Genomic DNA, 17,621 nt, shown 5'->3' with positions numbered 1-17,621 from the left:
TAGCGCGGCGCGGCCTTCATGTCGTAGAGATTGATATGGAAGACGCCAGGTCGTGTGCCGTCCTCGGAGGGGTTCGAATAAAACGCCTTGGCCGCCGACTTTTCGCGCCAGGGTTCCACTGCGCGCACGACCACATCTGCCTTTGGCACCTGACTGACCATTTCGTGCTGGCGTGCTTTCACGACTTGTAACGCCGCTTCAGTGTCTTTCAGGTACTGCGCGCGTCCCTCGTCCGAGTCGGCGTAGTAGTAACGCGGGTCCTCGCGCATGTGAGCGAAGAACTGTTGCAAGGTGCCGCTGAAGCCGACCTGCTTCATGATCGCTCGCATCTGGTCGTGAATGCGGCCGACCTCTTTCAAGCCCAGCGCATGGATGTCCGCGGGCACCAGCGGCAGGGTCGTGTAGCTCTCGATGGCGAAGCGGTAGTAATCGCCGCCGCGAGGCAGTTTCCAAATGCCGTCCGTATCGGTCGCGGTTCGCTGCGCTCGCTGCAGTTCGGCAATCAGTGCGCGATATCCGGGAGCAAAACCTTCGAGCAGCGCACTTTGCGCCCGCGCCAGCAGCTTCTGCGTCTGATCGTCCGGGAACTGGGCCTTTGCAAGCTTGGTGCGAAAGTCGGCCAGCACAGGGCTGTCATTCGATGACTCCTCGAAGGGCCGGCCCTTCAACAGATTTTCCGCCTCGCTCGAGGTCAGCTCGTAGACGAAGCGTGGCGGCTGCACTCCCCGCTTCGCCTGCGCCTGCAGTTGCGAGACCAGCTCGAGCATGAGCGGGCGCACGCGCTCGATCCTTGCAATGTAAGCCTCTGCATCCGCGCTATCTGCGATGGGATGATTCTGCAGCAGCGTGGTCGCCACGCGCCGATGCAGGCCCCCCATCTGCGTGATCAGATAGCTCGAGTGTCGCCATTCGAACTCCTGCAGCGCCTGCTGCGAATTGCGCTCGAACAGCCGATAGCTCAGTTGCGCGTTGGCATCGAGCCTCTTGAAATCGAAGCGCTGCAGCTCCTCCAGGTCGCCTCGCACCAGCTGCGCATTTTCGAGCTGATGCCGCTCGCTGATGTCGTCCCAGCGATCCTGCTGTGTCTTCAAGCCCAGTCGCGACTGCCGCATCGGACTGCGACTGAGCGACCGCTCGAACACGCGCTCAAAGAACGCGTCGAGCCGCTGAGATTCCGAGGGCGCCGACCTCGCGGTCGGCGCGAACGCTGCCACTGCCGCCAGCGCGGCCATCACCACTGCAGTACGCATGGCTCAGAAATGCGTGAACAAAGTCAGGAAGTAACGTCGGCCGATCGGGTCGTAGCCCGAGAAGCCATTCGGCAATGCGTTGCGTGGAATCTCCTCATCGAACACGTTCACTGCGCCAAGCTGCGCACGCAGTACTTCGCTGAAGCGATAACTCAAGGTGAGGTTATGCAGCGCGTACGAGCGAATCTTGCTGGCCGCCAGCAACTCCGGATCGACGTCGACATCCACGTTGACCGAGCTCTTCCACAGGGTCTGCCAGTCGATGTCCAGCTGCCGCCAGCGATAGGCGATGTTGAATTGCACCGAATATTCGGGCGTGCCGCGCAGTCCCGCTTGTTCGATCGGCTCGTCGCCTGCGTAAATCGTCTGTTCGAACTTCGCGGTGTAGAACACCGTGGTGCCGATCATTGCCGAGCCCGGCCCCACATCGAACGTCGATTCCGCCGACACGATCAAGCCTTCGAAATCGATGGTGGAAAGATTGACGTAGGTCTGCTCGAAGCCGTTGGCCAGATCCCCCACCTGACGGGCCGGAAAGTTCGCCGGTAGTGCGGCGATGTCGGCCGCTGTGTAGCGGGTAAAGCCGTCACAAGCGAAGTTGGGAAAGCTGTTGCTGTCGTAGCAGTTCTGGACGCGCCGTTCGATGCCGATGGACTGAATACCGCCGTCGAGCCTGATGTCGGTCCAGTCGACGGCCATGCGAAAGTTCGGCCAGGCCGCGGGCTGAAACACCAGGCCCACCGACCAGGATTCGGCGATTTCATTGTCCAGATTCGGATTGCCGACCTGGCTGCCTGCCGGAGAGATCAAGCCCGTGGTCGTCCTGGTATCGAACGCGCCGGGATTGGCGACACCGGCCGCGGCGAGAGCCGCCGTGCAATTGGCTGCACGCGCGGACGGATTCGGTCCACTGTTGATCGCTCTGGCATCGCAGGGATCGGCGAACCTGCTGGTCACCGGCGCATTGGTGAACAACTCGGTGATGGCGGGCGAGCGAATCGCCTCGGTGTACACGCCGCGAAACAACAAGCCATCGCCCCACCCCGGCAGACGCGGTTGAATACGACCGCCGGCCGACCAAGTCGTCGCGCCGCCGGTCAAGGAATGATCCACATAACGAACCGCGCCTTCCAGACTCGCCGTTTTGATCAGCGGCACGTCGGACTCCGCTGCGATCATCGGCGCCAGCAATTCGGTGTAGACCTCGTTGGTTTCGAACCGTCCCGAGATCGGAAACGCGGCGCCGATCTGACCTGCCGGACCCAGCAGCGTGTTGCCGGCCTTGAACGCCGCGTCCGGCGAGAACGAGCCGGTTTCCTCGCGATGCTCGTAGCCGACATTGAATGCAATGGGTGCAGCGACACCGAACGGCAGGTTGCCGCCGAGATTCGCGGTCGCCACTTTCTGCGTGTTGACGCTGATGCCGGTGGCAGGATCGGTGACGAAGTCCAGCGCCGCCTGACTGAAGTTGTTCACGCCGAACAGGTTGAGCGGTGCGCAGCCGTTGGCGGGATTGCGGCAGATGGCATTGCCCGAGCCATCGGCGACCACATCGATGGCCTGCAGCAACCGATCCGGGTTGATATAGGTGAGCTCGGACACGCCACGGCTGCGGCCATAGTTGAACGAGACATCCCAGCTCAGCCGCTCACCGAACGCATCGAAGCCGCCTTCGAAACCGCCCACCAGTCGATACAAATCCACGCCGGTGCGGCCGCCAGTGCGATCGGTCAGATCGTTCAGATTGCGATTCAGATCGAACGTGGCGTTGGCGCCGAGATTGGCGATCAGAGTGTCGCGGGCCGCTGGGCTGAGAAACGGATTGTCCACCGAAAAGGTCAGGCGCGGCCCGCCGAGCAGTCCGGGTGCAACGAACGAGTACAACTCGCTTATTTCCCGGCCGCGCGTGTGTGCGTATGACGCTTCGAAGATCGCGCGCACGCGATCGTTGATGTCGAAATGTCCGATCGCATTGATCAACGTGCGCTGGGTCGGCGATAGCAACGACATGTGATCCGCCGGATTCATGCCATCGCCGCCAGTCGCCAGCACAGGCAACAAGCCGCCGCTGTCATCGAGTACCGTGCCTACATTGAACGGCACGAGCTCGCCATTCGCTCCGAACTGCAGCGCTCGGCCTGCGGAGTCATAGATGTAGTTCGGTCGCGTAAAAAAAGGCGGAAACACCACGCCTGGCAAGCCCCCGCCCAGCGCTGGCGCGAGCGTGTTTGCATGCGGCAGGCCGCCCTCCGTGAGAAAGGCGTAGCGCATGGTGCCGACCAACTGTGCCGGAATGCCATCGTTCGGACCGGTATCCGCGGCATTGGGGATGCGGCTATAAAACTCGGGATAACGGCGCGAGTACAACATGCCATCGCTTTCGTTGAACTCGATGCCGACCGCGATGTTGCCGCGGTTGTTCATGAAGTTGCCGCCCATCAACGCCCGAAAAGTCTTGCTGTCGCCGTCGCCGTGCTCGTTGGTGCCGAACTGCGCCGAGGCGTCGAAGCCTTCGTAATCCTTTTTCAGGATGATATTGACGGTGCCGGCGATGGCATCCGAGCCGTACACCGGCGCGCCGCCAATCGAGACGACTTCGGCCCGCTCCACCAAACCGACGGGAATCGTGTTCAAGTCGACCTGAGCACCGGCCGCGCCATCGATCGCGGCGGTCTTGGAAGTCACATAGCGACGACCGTTGACGAGCACCAGCGTACGCTGCGAGCCAAGGTTGAATAGGTTGACGAACGTCTGGCCGACGCTGTGCGTGCCCTGCTGCGTGCCCACCACATCGGCGCCGGAGTTGCCGAACGTCGGCAGCGCGTTCAAGGCTTCCGCCACATTTGTGTAGCCGCGGCGTTCGATCTGTTGAGCGTCCGTGACCAGAGCAGTCTGCAATGTATCGAACCCGGAACGCTTGATGCGCGAACCGGTCACGACGATCTCCATCAAGTTATCGCTGTCGAAGCGCTCATCGGGCGGCGTGCCCGGCATGTCGCGAACGTTGGCGCGACGGATGGTGACGGTATTTTCGCTGCTGGCGACCACTTCCAGCCCGGTCCCCTGCACCATCAGCTGCATGGCCTCGACAGGCGTATAGTCGCCGCGCACCGGATTCGTTTTGATGCCGAGCAGATGCTCCTCGGCCGCAAACACTTGCAGCCCCGACGCGCGTGCCCAACTCTGAATGGCCACCGACGCAGGCTGCGCCGGAATATCGAATGTGACTTTCTGCTGCGCCAGTGCAGTAGAAACGGCGAGTGCCAATGTGAGCAACCCGCCGGCGATCTTCTTGCTTCCCCGTGTTCGCATGTGTTTCTCCCACGCGTTGTTCGTTGGGAGTTACGATGAGCCGCCGCGCAAATTCCGCTATTTGGTCAGATACAAAGTCCGATCTTTTTCTATGACGCGGGCATCGAAGGCCACGGCGGCGGCCTGCGCGAAGCCACGTGCGTCGCCGATCTGAAAGCTGCCGATGAACGCCTTTTCGGCCAGCCGTGCATCTTCGATGACCACGGCGACACTGGAATAGCGATTCACTTCCTCGACCGCAGCCGCGAGCCGTTCGCCGTCGAAAATCAAACGACCTTCGTGCCACGCGAGCCGGCGCGCGATGACCTCGTCGCTCAGCGGCTCCACTTCGATGGGCTGCCGCGGCTGCGCCAGGATCTCTTCATTGTGACGCACGCGCCGCATCGTGACTTGCTTCGAATCGTCCGCACGCGTGACTTCGACGACGCCTTCGGTGACCGTGACTTCGACGCCTTCGCCCTGTTCTTTCATTCGAACATTGAACGCGGTGCCTACCGCTCGCACCCAAACGTCGCCGGCCTGCACCAGAAACGGCCGCTGCTCATCGTGAGCCACCTGAAACGACGCCTCGCCACGACGTAGCACGACCCGGCGCTGGTCATCGTCGAACTTCACCTGCACCACCGACTGCGTGTTGAGCGCCAGCGCGGATCCATCGTCGAGCATCAAGCGACGCGTTTCGCCCCGCGCCGTGCTTTCGCGCCCCGCGAGGTAGCGGCTGGAAACCTGGACACTCGCAAGCGTCAGCGCGATCACGCACGCGGCAATGGCAGCGGCCTTTGGTAAATAAGTAGCGGACCAGCGCCGGCGTGGCGTCACCGTCAACTCGCCCGCCCCCAGCGCGGCGATACGGTCTATGTCGGACCAGATCGCCTGGGCACGAATGAACGCGCCTCGATGTCGCGCATCGGCATCCAGCCACGCATCCAGATCGCGCTGCTCGCTCTCGCCGAGCTCGCCGCGATCCATGCGCATCACCCAGCGGGCGGCGATGCCGTCTATGTCATCTTTGCCGATGACGGTATTCATGAGCTTTCACTTTCGACTGTGCGGCCGCCGTGTCGGCCGCCTGGATTTCATTCATGAGCAGGCGCAGCGCCTTGACCAGGTGCTTCTCTACCGTGCTCTCCGACAATTGCATGCGTTCGGCAATCTGCTTTTGCGACAGCTCCGCGAATTTGCGCAGCTCGAACGCTTCGCGACACTTGGGCGGCAGCTTGGCCAGCAGATGCTGGACGCGCTCGATCTCTTCGCGGCCGCTGATGCGACGCTCGAGACCGACTTCCTCGTCCGCGATATTGAGCGAATCGATATCGGCGATGGTCTCGATGGAGACCACGCGCAGCCGGCGCAGGACTTCGCCGACGACGTGACGGGCGGTGACGAAGAAATAGGCGCGGGCGTTCACGATACGCTCGGCGCCCACCGCCCACATGCGGGCATAAGCCTCTTGCACGATCTCATCCACGTGGCAGTCGGGCAGCCCGCGCACCCGACGTGCGAGCCAGCGCCGCACGTCGGCTTCATGCGGTAGAACTTCCCGCGCGAACCAACGAACATGTTCACCGCGGTCCATGGGCGAATATTACTTTTCCGGAATCCTGCGGACCACTTTGCCGGTATCGTCCAGAAATTCGACACTGGGCTCGCCGGCGCCATCCACCTTCAGCACCAGGCGCGGCCGCCCCTGCTTGTCGGCCAGGCGCACCACCGAGTCGTCGAGCAGCTTGCCGGCGAACAGGCGCTCGCCCGCGGGGCCCCAGGTCTTGGCGATGCCCATCATCTCATCGCGAATCTTCTGGCGCTCGGCATCGCTGCTGGCTTTGGCCGCCTGGTCGCTGAGCTGCAGAATGGGCTCCATCGAAGCGTCCGGACGATCCCATACCCGGAAACCGGCGGTACGCTTGCCGTCCTGTTCGCTATACATGACGCCGACGGTCTGGTCCTGCTGGAACTGATCGAACGTCAGGCTGGCACCGGCGCGCCACTTGTCGCCGACCTGGTCGGCATCGAAGGTCATGCCGCCGACCTCATCGCCGCGCTGGTTGAAGAACAGGAAGCCGCCGGTGTCGCGGCTGTGGTGCTGGAATTCCTTGCCGCCCCAGTAGATGCCGGGGAACAGTTTGCGATTCGAGATGATGACCCGCGGCTTGCCGTCGGGCTCCACGACGTTGATCCGCTGCACGTCGATCTGCTCGAACCTGGCGGTCTTGGCCGAGGAATTGGCCTGCTCCACCGCCACGAACCCCACGGCGACGCTGATCAGCCCGAGCCAGCCCACCATCAACCGATTGCCCATTGCCGCCATGAATCGTCCCCTCCCCGAATGTCCCCTGGTCTACAAGGGATGGCGACGAGAAATCCGCCATCCCTCGCTCGAAATTTTCAGTAATTCCAGCTCGCCACGTCGGCACCGGCAGGCGCGTTCTGCTTCACATGCGCGGCCATCTCCCGAATCATTGCGGCGAAGTCGGTGAGGTGCCAGCTGTGCCCCTGCTTGGGGCGGCCATACTCGAAGCGGCCCGGATAGTGCGGGTCCCTGGTGTCCTTGAGCATGGCTTCGAAGTCGTAGACGCCCAGGTTCAGGTAGAAGTTATCCATCTCGCCGGCGAAGAAATTGAGCTTGCCGACCAGCTTCGGTCCGAGCGTGGCCCAGTTGCGCCGCGTGTACTCGGTGAGATCGAACCCATGTTCGCGGTAGTAGTTGGCCACGTTCCGGTCGATGACGCCGGTGAGCTTGTCGAACAGCATGACCGGATACCCGTCCGGCCCGACCGGACCGTGCACGCTCTGCCAGGCGTCGAACTGGTAGCCCGAGCGCCCCTTGCTGCCCAAGGTCGCTTCGAGACGCGCAATCTCCCGGAACGTATACGCCACCTGCCCTTCGACGGTCCGCCGCATCGGACGCTCGGCATTCGTGAACGGGGTATTCGGCAGCGTGAAGGCATTCTCGTCCTTGTAAATGTTCATCAGCTGGTAGTGCGTGAAGTCGATCGGATCGGGATTGAAGATCCACGCGCCGCCGAAATAGTCCGGATACTTCAGCTGCAGCGCCAGCGATTCCCAGCCGCCGGTCGAGGCACCTTCGACGATGCGTGCGTACGACTGGGGGATCAGGCGAAACTTCTTCTCCAGATAAGGAATCAGTTCCTCGGTGAGCGCTTTGCCGTACGGACCGTGGTTGGCCGAATCCACCGAATAGGCTTCCAGGAAGTACGGGCTGGACTGCTCCATCACGATGACCACGAAGCGTGGAAAGTCGTCGCTGATCCAGCTTTGATAGAACTCGTAGCCGGTCTGCACGTTCTGCGCGCGCAGGCCCAGCTCGCCTTCGTGACTGGCGGGATCAGGATTGAAGTAAAACGGACGCGTGCGCTCCTGGCTTTGCGCATACAGCGTCGGGTACTTGGTCTTCGGATGCTTGTCGAAATCACGCGGCACCAGCGCCGTCGCGCTGAGATACACCGGCGTGCCCCAGAAGTCGCTGAGCAGCTTGCTCTTGATGCGCACATGACGCAGCCACTCGGTGTCTTTCGGCTCCTCGACCGGCGCGACCGTCTCGGTCAGCTCGAAGCGCGGCGCATGCGCGGCCTTGGGATCCAGATGCAGCTTCTGCGTCTTGCTGAACAGATTGCCCGGCAGGATGTGATACGGCAGACGGCGATGCTGAGTCGGCACCCAAAGGGTATGACCGTCGGCACGGCGCACCTGACCGTAGCGAATCAGCGTGGCTTGCACGTAATAATCGCCCGCCGGTAGCTCGGCGAGGCTCGCGAGCGGATAACTGACCGCTTTGGCGTCGACGCTCGCGACCTGACCCGGCGGCAACTGCTCCAGATCCACGCCGAGAATCATCGGGCCGCTCAAGCCGATCGCCAGGCGAGGCTCGGGGGTCTCGCGTTTGGAGATGGCGATCAGCAACCGACCCGTCACCGGCTCTGAGGACACGCTGCGAGGAATGGAAACATCGAAGCGCAGCCCGTCCGCGGCGGCCCACGCCCCTGGCATCAGCAGCACTGCCGCCATAAGAAACACCGACCACCACGACCTGCGCTGACTCATACCTCTCCCCTGCTCGATATTTTCATCGGTCACCAGGCAACGATGCGCGAGCCCGGCGAATCCGCTACGTGGATGGTGGAAATCTGCGCTCCGCGCATCGTATCGAGCAGTCCATAACAACGATGCGGGGAACGAGCGATGCCACGTGGCTTCAGCCTGGCGATGATGATTGTGATGTTCGCGCTGGCGCAGCTCGCGCAAGCTGCACCCAAGCCTGCGCACTACGATGTACACGCACGCTTCAATCCCGAGAACGGCGACTTCAATGCCGACGTGACCGTGACGCTGCCGCCGGCCGAACTGAAAGATCCGGCCTTCCTGTTTGGCGGACAGGTGACCGTCGACGCTGTCGATGTGGGCGGCGGTGGCACCAGTCGCATCGATCCAGTCGACAAACCTTTGCGCGGGCTGAAGCTGGTCACGCTGCAGTTCGATAAGCCGCCCACCCGCTCCGTGAAGGTGCGCTTTCGTTATCACGGCTCGGTGAATGCGGATCGTGACGAGCCGGCGTTCACTGCAAATGGCGTCGAGCTGCGCCTCGAGCATTTCTGGTTGCCGGTACGCCGCGACCTCGGCTTGTTCTACACCGTACGCGCGAAGCTCGAAGGCATGCCCGAAGGCGTGACGGTGATTGCACAAAGCAACTACAAACAGCGCGGCACGACACTGACCGTCGATCGCACCACGCCCGACAATGACCTGCCTGTCGCCGGCGTGCGCGGGATGACCAAACAGGTCACTGAGCACCTGGAGTTCTACACGGCCATTCCGAATGATCCCTTCGCCCAGCACATCTTCAAACATGCGCAAGGCTCGGCGGAATTCTTCGCGAAGAAATTCGGACCGCTGCCCGAGCCGCTGCGTGTCATCGTGACACCTCGCGTCTCCGGCGGCGCCTATGCGCGCCGGCATTGGATTGCGATCTCGTCGTTTCCTATCGGTGCGCCGACGCCGCCGTACGATCCGCTGACGGTCGCGCGAACCATCGCGCACGAGAACTATCACGCGTGGCTGCCGAGCCCCGAAGGCGGCGGAGAAAACCACTGGATCGCGGAATCCCTCGCCGAATACTCGGCCGTGCGTTATCTCGAACTCGCCTTGGGCGAACAAGATGCCCGCAATCTGATGGCGCGCAAGATCAAGCCCGCACTGGAAGGCGGCTCCATGCTCACACCCGATCGACCGAGCCGCGCCGCGCTCTATCAAAAAGGCCCGCTGTTGCTGACGCGATTGGAACAGCGCATCGGCCGCGACACGCTCGACAAGATCTTGTATCGCCCCGATCGGCCTCGCAGCACCCCCGAATTCATGACCTTGCTGCAAGCCTCGGCAGGTGAAGCAGTGGCGAGCCACTTTCGTCAGCAGCTGATTCAAACGGGCCTGCCCGCGGATCTGGTGACGCCGACGCGCTATTCCGTGGTGATGTCGGGCGCGATCAAGGGCGAGCTGAGCGTGCTGCCTGCCACGGGACGACAGCGGCGTACGACGTTCAAATTCGACGATCGCGGCCGCGGCCCCGAGCTCGACATCGTGAGCCGCTATGACGAGCGCGGCACGCTGCTCGACTATCGATTGACGGGATTGAACTACGCCAAGCGGCCGCTACAGGAAACATTCGCGGTCGCAGACGGCAAAGCACGCTGGAGCAGCCACGCGGACAGCGGCGAGGCTGAAGCGAATGGCTATTACCTGGCCAATGAAGCCAACGCCGAAGACCTGGCGGCGCTGGCGCGTGCACTGCTGCTGGCAAAGAAGGATCTCGCTTTGCTGCCCTCCGGCCAGGCTCACATCGAAAAGAAACAACAGATCCTGGTGAACGGCGCCTCCGGCTCGATGACGATCACGCTGTATCTGCTTTCCGGCATCCAGCTGCAACCGCAACCGTTGTGGCTGGATGCGGACCTGGAGTTGTTCGCGTTGGCATCGACCTGGCAAAGCCTGGTTCGAGCTGGATTCGAGAACACCTTGCCCGAATTGATTGCCGCGCAGGATAAAACTCTGTCGGCCGAACGCACGGCCAAGGCAAGCGAGCTGCGCAAGCAGCCGAACCGTCCCGTGCTCATTCGCAATGCGCGGTTGTTCGATGCTGAGAAACGCGTGATGCGACCGGGCATGTCCGTGCTTTTCGAAGGCGAGCGCATCGTCGCCGTGGCGCCGACGACGGAGCTGGCGATTCCGACCGATGCGGAAGTGATCGACGCCACTGGCCAGACGCTGTTACCGGGCATGTGGGAGATGCATGCGCATCTGCTGTCCGAGAGCGAAGGTACGTTGGATTTGATGGCCGGCGTCACCAGCGCACGCGACCTGGGCAACGACCCCGACGCGCTACAGCGACTGTCGGATCAGTTCGATGCGGGCACTCTGCCCGGCCCGTGGGTCAGCAAGGCCGGACTCATCGATGCCCGCGGACAATTCGGCGCTCCCATCGGCACGCTCGTCGGCACTCCAGAAGAAATGCGTAACGCCGTCAACGCCTACGCGGATCGCGGCTACCCGCAGGTGAAGTTCTACAGCTCGCTGTCACGCGAACTGCTGGAGGTCGGCATCGCAACGGCTCGCGAACGCAATCTTTACATCAGCGGCCACGTGCCAGCAGGCATGACCCTGCGCGATGCCATTCTCGCCGGCTATCGGGAAGTGAATCACGCCAACTTCTGGTTCCTGAATTTCATGCCGCCCGAGGTCGTGAAGGTCACCAACACGCCGGTGCGCTTCTCGGCTGTGCTGGAACACGGCCACGAGCTGGATCTGCAATCGGCCAAAGTGCGCCAGCTGATCGCGCTGCTGAAGCAGCGAGGCATCGTCGTGGATCCGACCTTGGTGACATTCGAGAACATGTTCACCGGCTACAAGGGTGAAATGTCGCGCTGGATGGTGCCCTGGGCCGATCGCTTGCCTGCGGCGGTCGTGCGCGGCGGACGCTCGGGCGGTCGTGCCTCCACCCCCGAGGAGCGTGCGACTTACACGAAGTCGTTCACGCGCATGAAACAAATGTTGAAGTTGCTGCACGAGGCCGGCGTCCCCATCGTGCCGGGCACCGATGGCACCGCACTGCTTTACGCCCGCGAGCTGGAAATCTATGTCGAAGCCGGCATTCCCGCCGCAGATGTCCTGTACCTGGCCACGCTTGGCTCGGCTCGCGTCGCAAAGCAGGATCAACAGGCGGGCTCCATCGTCGTCGGCAAGCGAGCGGACATGGTGCTCGTGGAGGACGATCCGCTGGAGCAGATCGGTGCTGTCCGTCGCGCCACGCTGGTCATCAAGGGCGGCGCCATCTACCAGGGCGAGGCCTTGGCACAGGCTGCGGGACTCGCGTCAACGACGCGGTAAGTCCTTGTTCCGGACACGTTGCGTGATTCGCACGCGCAGATCAGTCGACTCTGCGCGTCCGCGTCTCCCCCGACAGATCCCGCAGAGCCTTGATTCTGACCGGTCGTCGATTTGGAAACCGAGCGACCAGGTCCAGCTCGCCGCCCATTGCCTCGATATAGTCCTTGAGCGTGGATAGCAGCATGTCCGAGCGCTGCTCGTATCGACTCACCGTGTCCTGGCCCACGTTGAGCGTCCGGGCCAGTTCCACTTGGGTACGATTCATCGCCTTGCGCAAGTCCTGCAAGGAAAGCTCCTCGGCGATCAATTCAGCAGCGCGTGCCTTGACTTGTGCGCGCCGCTTCGCCGGGAGGCGAGCAATCTTTTGATTGAGGGTGCGTGCCATGTTTACTTACCTCGATCGCTTGGCTGGTTTCGTGGCTGCGATCCTTCCAAGGTGAGCGTCAAACCTCTGGTCCGCAGTCGCGATTAGTCGCTTCTAGAAGCGCTTTTCGCCGCCGCCCGATTTATCTCCGCCCACCAGAAGTACCGCTCGGCGGCGAGGATCGAACGCGAAAGCAATGCGCCAGACACCGTCAGCAGCATCGAAACGCAGTTCCTTCATGTTGGCGTGCTTGGAGCCGTTCAGCGTGTCCACGCGCGGCCGCTTCGCTTCCGGGCCGAATCGCTCGATCACCTTGGCCTGCGCCAGTAGCTCGTTCTGGACGGCGTCTGGAAACGCATCGAATTCCGGCTCGAACTCATCGGCAAACTCGACGATCCATGCCGCAAGATGTGAATTATGCATCGGAGCACATATGGCGTCAAAGCCATATTCGAGGTCATGAGAGTGCCCGGCCACGAGCGCCGAGGTTAACAACCCGCGGCCGAGGTCACCGCGAGACGCAAGCGAACAGACCCCTCAGTGCGCGTTTCCGGCCCGCAGGCGGCGTTCGGCTTCTCCCAGGAGCCGGGCTCCATGCTGCTGGCGATGCTAGCCGCGGGAAAACATGGGGACAGCCATGGTCAGGCTGGCCGTGCGTCTGATTCCACGCGCGGTCAGCCGCTCATGTCGCAATCAAGCGCGAGCGATCAGTTGGGGTGAAGGTTGGGCCGCGCCGAAAAATGCGCGTAAGTTATTGATCTTTGGTGGGAAGTTGGTGGACCCGAGGAGGATCGAACTCCTGACCTCCTCATTGCGAACGAGGCGCTCTCCCAGCTGAGCTACGGGCCCACCGAAGGGCGCGAATTGTAGCACCGAGCCTGCGGCTGGCAAGCCCAAGTACCCGCTCCTCTACCGTTTAGTAGCGCAGCCTGACGACCTTGGTCTTCGATACCTGCGGCACGAACACCACGAACATGGTGCTGTAGTCGTCCTCGCTCAAAGTCACGGCCTCGCCGCTCAATTCCTGGACCAGCTGCGGGATGTTGTTGGTGTTGCCCGCGACCAGCACATATTCGCCGCGGTGCTCGCGCGTGATGCGCTTGGCCAGCTCGGACCAGGTGGCCGACGGCACGACGTTTACCGGTAAAGCCAGCGTTTCGGACAAGGGCGTGACGGTCTGGTGGGCGCGCCGGAATTCGGACGCAAAGATCGCATCCAGGCCCCGCACCGGCTGGGCTTTGGAAAGCATGGTCGCGAGATGCGCCGCGCGCTCGCGGCCCTCGACACTGAGCGGCGGATCCGGGTCATTGCCCGATTCCACCTCGGCATGACGAACGACGAACACCACCGTCGTGGCACGGGCATCGAATAGCCACGCCGCAGCCGCCACCAAAGCGATGAACAACAGTACCGGGAGCACCAGCGGAAAAAAGAACGGCCGCCGGCGCATCTTGTCGAGATCTCGTTGCATGGGGCCGGATGATAACACTCACATCGCGGTCCCCCGGCGATACGGTCACAAGCGGTGCAGCCAGTCGGCCATCGGACCCGATGTAGTGCACCGAACGCGGCCATCGCGCTGCCAAAGGCGCTCCCCGCCGGGCATCATGATTGCATTCAGGACGTCAGCTGCATCGAGCAACGGAAAACTGGTCATGCCCCCCTCATCGCCTTCCAGGATCGGCTGGACTGTGGCCGACTGGCGCGCTGCCTATCGCAGCGGCGCGCTGAAGCTGAATGATGTTTACGAAACGGCGCCCGCCGCAGACGGCGACACTGCATGGATTGCCCGCATCGATTCAGCCCGGCTGCGCACGCAACTCGAGCAATTGGAGCATCGCCTGGCCGCCGTGGGCGGTGACCTCTCGCGGCTGCCTTTATATGGCGTTCCCTTCGCCGCCAAGGACAACATCGACGCTGCCAATTGGCCGACGACCGCGGCGTGCCCCGGATTCAGTTACACCGCACACGAAGACGCAACGACCGTGCGGCGCTTGCGCGAAGCCGGCGCGATTCTGATCGGCAAAACCAATCTGGATCAGTTCGCGACCGGGCTGGTTGGCACACGCTCACCGTACGGCGCGGTGAGCAATGCGTTTCGTCGCGAATATATCAGCGGCGGATCGAGCGCCGGCTCCGCCAGTGTGGTTGCTCGCGGGCTGGTCCCCTTCTCGCTCGGCACGGACACCGCCGGGTCGGGCCGCGTCCCGGCTGCATTCAATAACATCGTCGGCCTGAAACCCACGCGCGGCTGGTTGAGCACGAACGGTGTAGTGCCCGCGTGTCGCACGCTCGATTGCGTCTCCGTCTTCGCACTGACGGTCGAGGATGCTGAAGAAATCGCCACGATCGCGGGTGGCTATGACGCTAGCGATCCCTACTCGCGAACATTTCCTCTAACGCCATCGAAGACGGCGCCACTGCGACTGGCAGTGCCGAGCTCACTGGAGTTCTTTGGTGACGCGCAAGCGGCAAAGGCATTCAGCGAGGCGGTCGAGGGCTGGCGATCGCTGGGTGCCGAGATCACGCCCATCGATTTCTCGCCGTTCGCTCAGTTAGCAACGCTGTTATATGAAGGCCCGTGGGTCGCCGAGCGGTACACGGTGGCCGAATCGCTGCTGGAACACAATCCCGAAGCGTTGCATCCGGTGCTGCGCTCCATTCTCGCAACGGCAACCCGATTCAATGCGGTCGATACATTTAGATATGAGTATCGTCGCGCCGCCCTCGCCCGCCGCATCAACGATGCGTTGGAGCGATTCACCGCGCTGCTGGTGCCGACGACTCCGACGATCTACACGACAGCCGAAGTGATGGATGACCCGGTGCGACTCAATTCGCGACTCGGCACCTACACGAATTTCACCAATCTCGCGGATCTTTCGGCGCTCGCTCTGCCCGCAAACTTCCGCGACGACGGCTTGCCTGCGGGGATCACATTGATCGCACCGGCCTGGCAGGATCGAACCTTGGCGGAACTCGGCAAGCGCTGGCAGCAACGCGTGTCCCTGCCGCTTGGCGCCACGGGTCGAGCGCTGAGCGCTGTGGTAAAAGAAACAAAAGCCTCGGCACCTGCATCGACGGTGCGCCTCGCCGTGGTCGGCGCGCATCTCACCGGCATGCCGCTCAATCATCAGCTCACGTCGCGAGATGCGGTGTTCGTGGAGCGCAGCCGGACTGCGTCGACCTATCAGCTGTACGCACTCGCGAATACGACACCGCCCAAGCCCGGCCTGGTGAAAGCCATGACGACGGGTGCACCCATCGAAGTGGAGCTTTGGGATGTGCCGCTGGATCGATTCGGCTCATTCGTCGCGGAAATTCCGGCGCCGCTGGGCATCGGCTCGCTGGAGCTCGAAGACGGTCGGGTCGTGAAGGGCTTCATCTGCGAGCCCATTGGCCTGCAGGGGGCCCGCGATATCACTTCGTTCGGGGGCTGGCGCGCCTATCTAACCAGCTTGCAATGAATCGAAGGCACGGACGGCATCGACAATGGCACGCGCCACTTCGGTATCTTGCCTGGCGTCGATCGCGGGATCGAGAAACACTTCATAAGCTTTGATCGCAAACACCGCGATGCCCATCGGCCCAGCCGGCACGCGGACGGTGAAGCTGTCACGCCGATCCCGAATGAATGCCGCCGTCGCGCGAACGGCCGCGTGCTCCAACTCATCCGTGCGCTCCGGATACGAGAATCGCCACTCTCGCACCCGCTTGTTGATGACGGCCTTGTCTTCGCCGCCGGCATCGATGCCAGCCGCTGCGAAGATGCGGCAGTCATAGTCGAGACAGGTCTGCGGCCGGACGGCATAGATCGAGCATTTGCCGCCCTCGAGCATGGGACACAACCCATTATCCAGCGCACGCACGGTGAGATTGCCCTTGGCGAATCCCGGCGCGCTCACCACAAACTCCGTAGGAATGCGCGCCGCCGCCTTGTAGTCCTCCGGCCGCAACTGCAACGAGTAGCCGGATACACAGCAGCCGACGCAGTCTCCACAAGGCACGTCCATGCCCTCCTCGCTCTTCAGAGAGCGACGCAGCTTGCGGAGCCAGTCACTGAATGGGCCGGCGGCGACGACGGTTGCTGAGGATTGCGGAATCATGGGGGGCCGCTAGATAACATCGCCCCGCGCCTGTCGCAAGCGGTACGGACATCCTCACAGAGTCGTCTGGGGCTTCATCGGTATCCAGGCCAGGCCGACCTGGAAGCCGATGTCGGGCGTGTTGTTGACATTCTGCAGGTTCTCCGTGATGCCGAACGTTATCAGGAAGTTGTCGCGGCGATGGCGGATGCCCACGCTCAGTTGATACTTCTCGCTGAGCAGGTCCTGGAGGTCGGTCTCCTTGCGCGTATACGGGCTTTTGCTGATGTAGCCCTGCAGGTTGAAGTTGGTGCGCTCGGTCAGCACGCGCTCGTAGCCGAAGATCATGGTCGGAATCACCTGCTGCTGCTGTGGCGACACTTGAGAGGCACCGTCATAGTAAACAGCCGCGGCATTCACATAGAACCCATTGCGGGGGCCTTTGCGCTGGAAAGCCAGTTGCACGCCGTAATCGGTGCGTCCGGTCGAGAGCAGCGAGCGCCGGCCCGCGATTGGTATCTTCACCGCCAACTCCGCCGTGACGTGCCAATTGCCGGGCAACCTCCAGCCGGCGTAACGCACGCCAAGGGTCGGGTCGAGCAAGCCGCCATTGGTGGGCGCTTCGAGGCTCGCGTACTGGGTCGATTTCAAGTCGTAAATCAGATTGACCTGATTGCGCTTCACCGCCGGGCGCCCGAACGTGCTGAAGCCGAAGGTGTCGTGAAAGCCTTCGATCGCGCTGTCCATGAAGCCGCCCTGATACGACACACCGCTCAAGATGAGATACGTAGTCCAGATGTCGGAGAGCTTGTAATGCAAGGTGACGTCGAGCAGCGCCAGCTCCATGTCCACCAGATAGTTCTCGCCCGGCAGGTCGCGGATGGCTTGCAACTCGTTGGGGCCCAGCGCGCGGCGGCCACTGGACTCCAGGTTGGTCAGATACTGTTCCACGTTGGGACTGAGCGCCCAGGTGTTCTGATAGCCGAACTCGGCCTCGAACGCCCAGTGGCCGGGCTCGATCGACACTGCATGCGCCGGCCGCATGTCCAGGCGCAGGAAGCCGAACGGCGACAGATCGCGAGACCGCAGCAGGCCGTATAGCTGACCGTCATCGGCATGTGCCGCGGGCAAGCCGAACGCGAGGCCGGCGAGCATGAGCGTCACGACGGGCAGTTTTTTCACTTTGAAGTCCTTGTCGGTGGGCAGGATGAGCTT

At 62.5% G+C, this 17,621-nt stretch carries 12 protein-coding genes, 1 tRNA gene and 1 pseudogene; 2 read left to right on the top strand and 12 right to left on the bottom strand.

Annotated features, from left to right (window positions below; all coding sequences use genetic code 11):
* From D0550_RS28630 to D0550_RS35050, 6 genes are all read right to left on the bottom strand, one after another.
* Window positions 1–1,250: DUF885 domain-containing protein (locus D0550_RS28630; RefSeq protein ID WP_153067401.1), on the bottom strand; the 1,250-nt coding region annotated here is incomplete at its 3' end.
* A gap of 3 nt (window positions 1,251–1,253) precedes the next feature.
* Window positions 1,254–4,562 (bottom strand): TonB-dependent receptor, encoded by a 3,309-nt coding sequence (locus D0550_RS28625; protein ID WP_116812615.1) that lies wholly within the window; start codon window positions 4,560–4,562, stop codon window positions 1,254–1,256.
* A gap of 57 nt (window positions 4,563–4,619) precedes the next feature.
* Window positions 4,620–5,591, bottom strand: a complete 972-nt coding sequence (locus D0550_RS28620) for a FecR family protein (RefSeq protein ID WP_116812614.1) — start codon at window positions 5,589–5,591, stop codon at window positions 4,620–4,622.
* Window positions 5,566–6,138 carry an RNA polymerase sigma factor gene (locus D0550_RS28615; protein ID WP_116812613.1) on the bottom strand — a complete coding sequence of 191 codons (573 nt, stop codon included), beginning with the start codon at window positions 6,136–6,138 and terminating at the stop codon, window positions 5,566–5,568. Before D0550_RS28615 ends, D0550_RS28620 begins: the two co-directional genes overlap by 26 nt.
* A 9-nt stretch (window positions 6,139–6,147) precedes the next feature.
* Window positions 6,148–6,870 carry a hypothetical protein gene (locus D0550_RS28610; RefSeq protein WP_153067400.1) on the bottom strand — a complete coding sequence of 241 codons (723 nt, stop codon included), beginning with the start codon at window positions 6,868–6,870 and terminating at the stop codon, window positions 6,148–6,150.
* 77 nt (window positions 6,871–6,947) lie between these two features.
* On the bottom strand, window positions 6,948–8,624 hold the full coding sequence (locus D0550_RS35050) for an alpha/beta hydrolase-fold protein (RefSeq protein ID WP_161966114.1): 1,677 nt from the start codon (window positions 8,622–8,624) through the stop codon (window positions 6,948–6,950).
* Between the two features lie 138 nt (window positions 8,625–8,762).
* Between D0550_RS35050 and D0550_RS28600 the strand changes: the two genes are divergently transcribed.
* Window positions 8,763–11,957, top strand: coding sequence for an amidohydrolase family protein (locus tag D0550_RS28600; RefSeq protein WP_116812611.1), 3,195 nt, complete (start codon window positions 8,763–8,765; stop codon window positions 11,955–11,957).
* 40 nt (window positions 11,958–11,997) lie between these two features.
* Here the strand turns inward: D0550_RS28600 and D0550_RS28595 are convergent, their stop codons facing one another.
* The 4 genes and pseudogenes from D0550_RS28595 to D0550_RS28580 all read right to left on the bottom strand — a co-directional run bounded on the left by D0550_RS28595 (window position 11,998) and on the right by D0550_RS28580 (window position 13,792).
* Entirely contained in the window at window positions 11,998–12,342 is a 345-nt protein-coding gene (locus D0550_RS28595; RefSeq protein WP_116812610.1) for a helix-turn-helix domain-containing protein, read from the bottom strand.
* Window positions 12,343–12,438: 96 nt separating this feature from the next.
* Window positions 12,439–12,744, bottom strand: a pseudogene (locus tag D0550_RS28590) (type II toxin-antitoxin system RelE/ParE family toxin); the annotation flags it as partial.
* Window positions 12,745–13,094: 350 nt separating this feature from the next.
* A tRNA-Ala gene (locus tag D0550_RS28585) sits at window positions 13,095–13,170 on the bottom strand.
* A gap of 67 nt (window positions 13,171–13,237) precedes the next feature.
* The gene (locus D0550_RS28580) at window positions 13,238–13,792 is read right to left on the bottom strand and encodes a SixA phosphatase family protein (protein WP_116812608.1); all 555 of its coding nucleotides are present in this window, start codon (window positions 13,790–13,792) and stop codon (window positions 13,238–13,240) included.
* A gap of 184 nt (window positions 13,793–13,976) precedes the next feature.
* On the opposite strand from D0550_RS28580, the gene atzF reads away from it, so the two are divergent.
* On the top strand, window positions 13,977–15,788 hold the full coding sequence (atzF, locus tag D0550_RS28575) for an allophanate hydrolase (RefSeq protein WP_116812617.1): 1,812 nt from the start codon (window positions 13,977–13,979) through the stop codon (window positions 15,786–15,788).
* Here atzF and D0550_RS28570 read toward each other — a convergent pair.
* Both D0550_RS28570 and D0550_RS28565 read right to left on the bottom strand, forming a co-directional pair.
* Window positions 15,771–16,427, bottom strand: coding sequence for a YkgJ family cysteine cluster protein (locus D0550_RS28570; RefSeq protein ID WP_116812607.1), 657 nt, complete (start codon window positions 16,425–16,427; stop codon window positions 15,771–15,773). The genes atzF and D0550_RS28570 overlap by 18 nt on opposite strands.
* Window positions 16,428–16,481: 54 nt before the next feature.
* Window positions 16,482–17,588: a DUF3187 family protein gene (locus D0550_RS28565; protein ID WP_161966113.1), complete on the bottom strand. Its 1,107-nt coding sequence runs from the start codon at window positions 17,586–17,588 to the stop codon at window positions 16,482–16,484.
* Between the last annotated feature and the right edge of the window lie 33 nt (window positions 17,589–17,621).

Source organism: Steroidobacter cummioxidans, from assembly GCF_003104955.1.
This window is presented reverse-complemented; position numbering and strand designations above follow the sequence as displayed.

What these genes read in the sequence shown, in the direction of transcription:
- D0550_RS28620 (WP_116812614.1), bottom strand. Translation starts at nt 5,591, where the DNA reads ATGAATACCGTCATCGGCAAAGATGACATAGACGGCATCGCCGCCCGC.
- D0550_RS28600 (WP_116812611.1), top strand. Translation starts at nt 8,763, where the DNA reads ATGCCACGTGGCTTCAGCCTGGCGATGATGATTGTGATGTTCGCGCTG.
- D0550_RS28580 (WP_116812608.1), bottom strand. Translation starts at nt 13,792, where the DNA reads ATGCAACGAGATCTCGACAAGATGCGCCGGCGGCCGTTCTTTTTTCCG.
- atzF (WP_116812617.1), top strand. Translation starts at nt 13,977, where the DNA reads ATGCCCCCCTCATCGCCTTCCAGGATCGGCTGGACTGTGGCCGACTGG.
- D0550_RS28610 (WP_153067400.1), bottom strand. Translation starts at nt 6,870, where the DNA reads ATGGCGGCAATGGGCAATCGGTTGATGGTGGGCTGGCTCGGGCTGATC.
- D0550_RS28570 (WP_116812607.1), bottom strand. Translation starts at nt 16,427, where the DNA reads ATGATTCCGCAATCCTCAGCAACCGTCGTCGCCGCCGGCCCATTCAGT.
- D0550_RS28595 (WP_116812610.1), bottom strand. Translation starts at nt 12,342, where the DNA reads ATGGCACGCACCCTCAATCAAAAGATTGCTCGCCTCCCGGCGAAGCGG.
- D0550_RS28615 (WP_116812613.1), bottom strand. Translation starts at nt 6,138, where the DNA reads ATGGACCGCGGTGAACATGTTCGTTGGTTCGCGCGGGAAGTTCTACCG.
- D0550_RS35050 (WP_161966114.1), bottom strand. Translation starts at nt 8,624, where the DNA reads ATGAGTCAGCGCAGGTCGTGGTGGTCGGTGTTTCTTATGGCGGCAGTG.
- D0550_RS28625 (WP_116812615.1), bottom strand. Translation starts at nt 4,562, where the DNA reads ATGCGAACACGGGGAAGCAAGAAGATCGCCGGCGGGTTGCTCACATTG.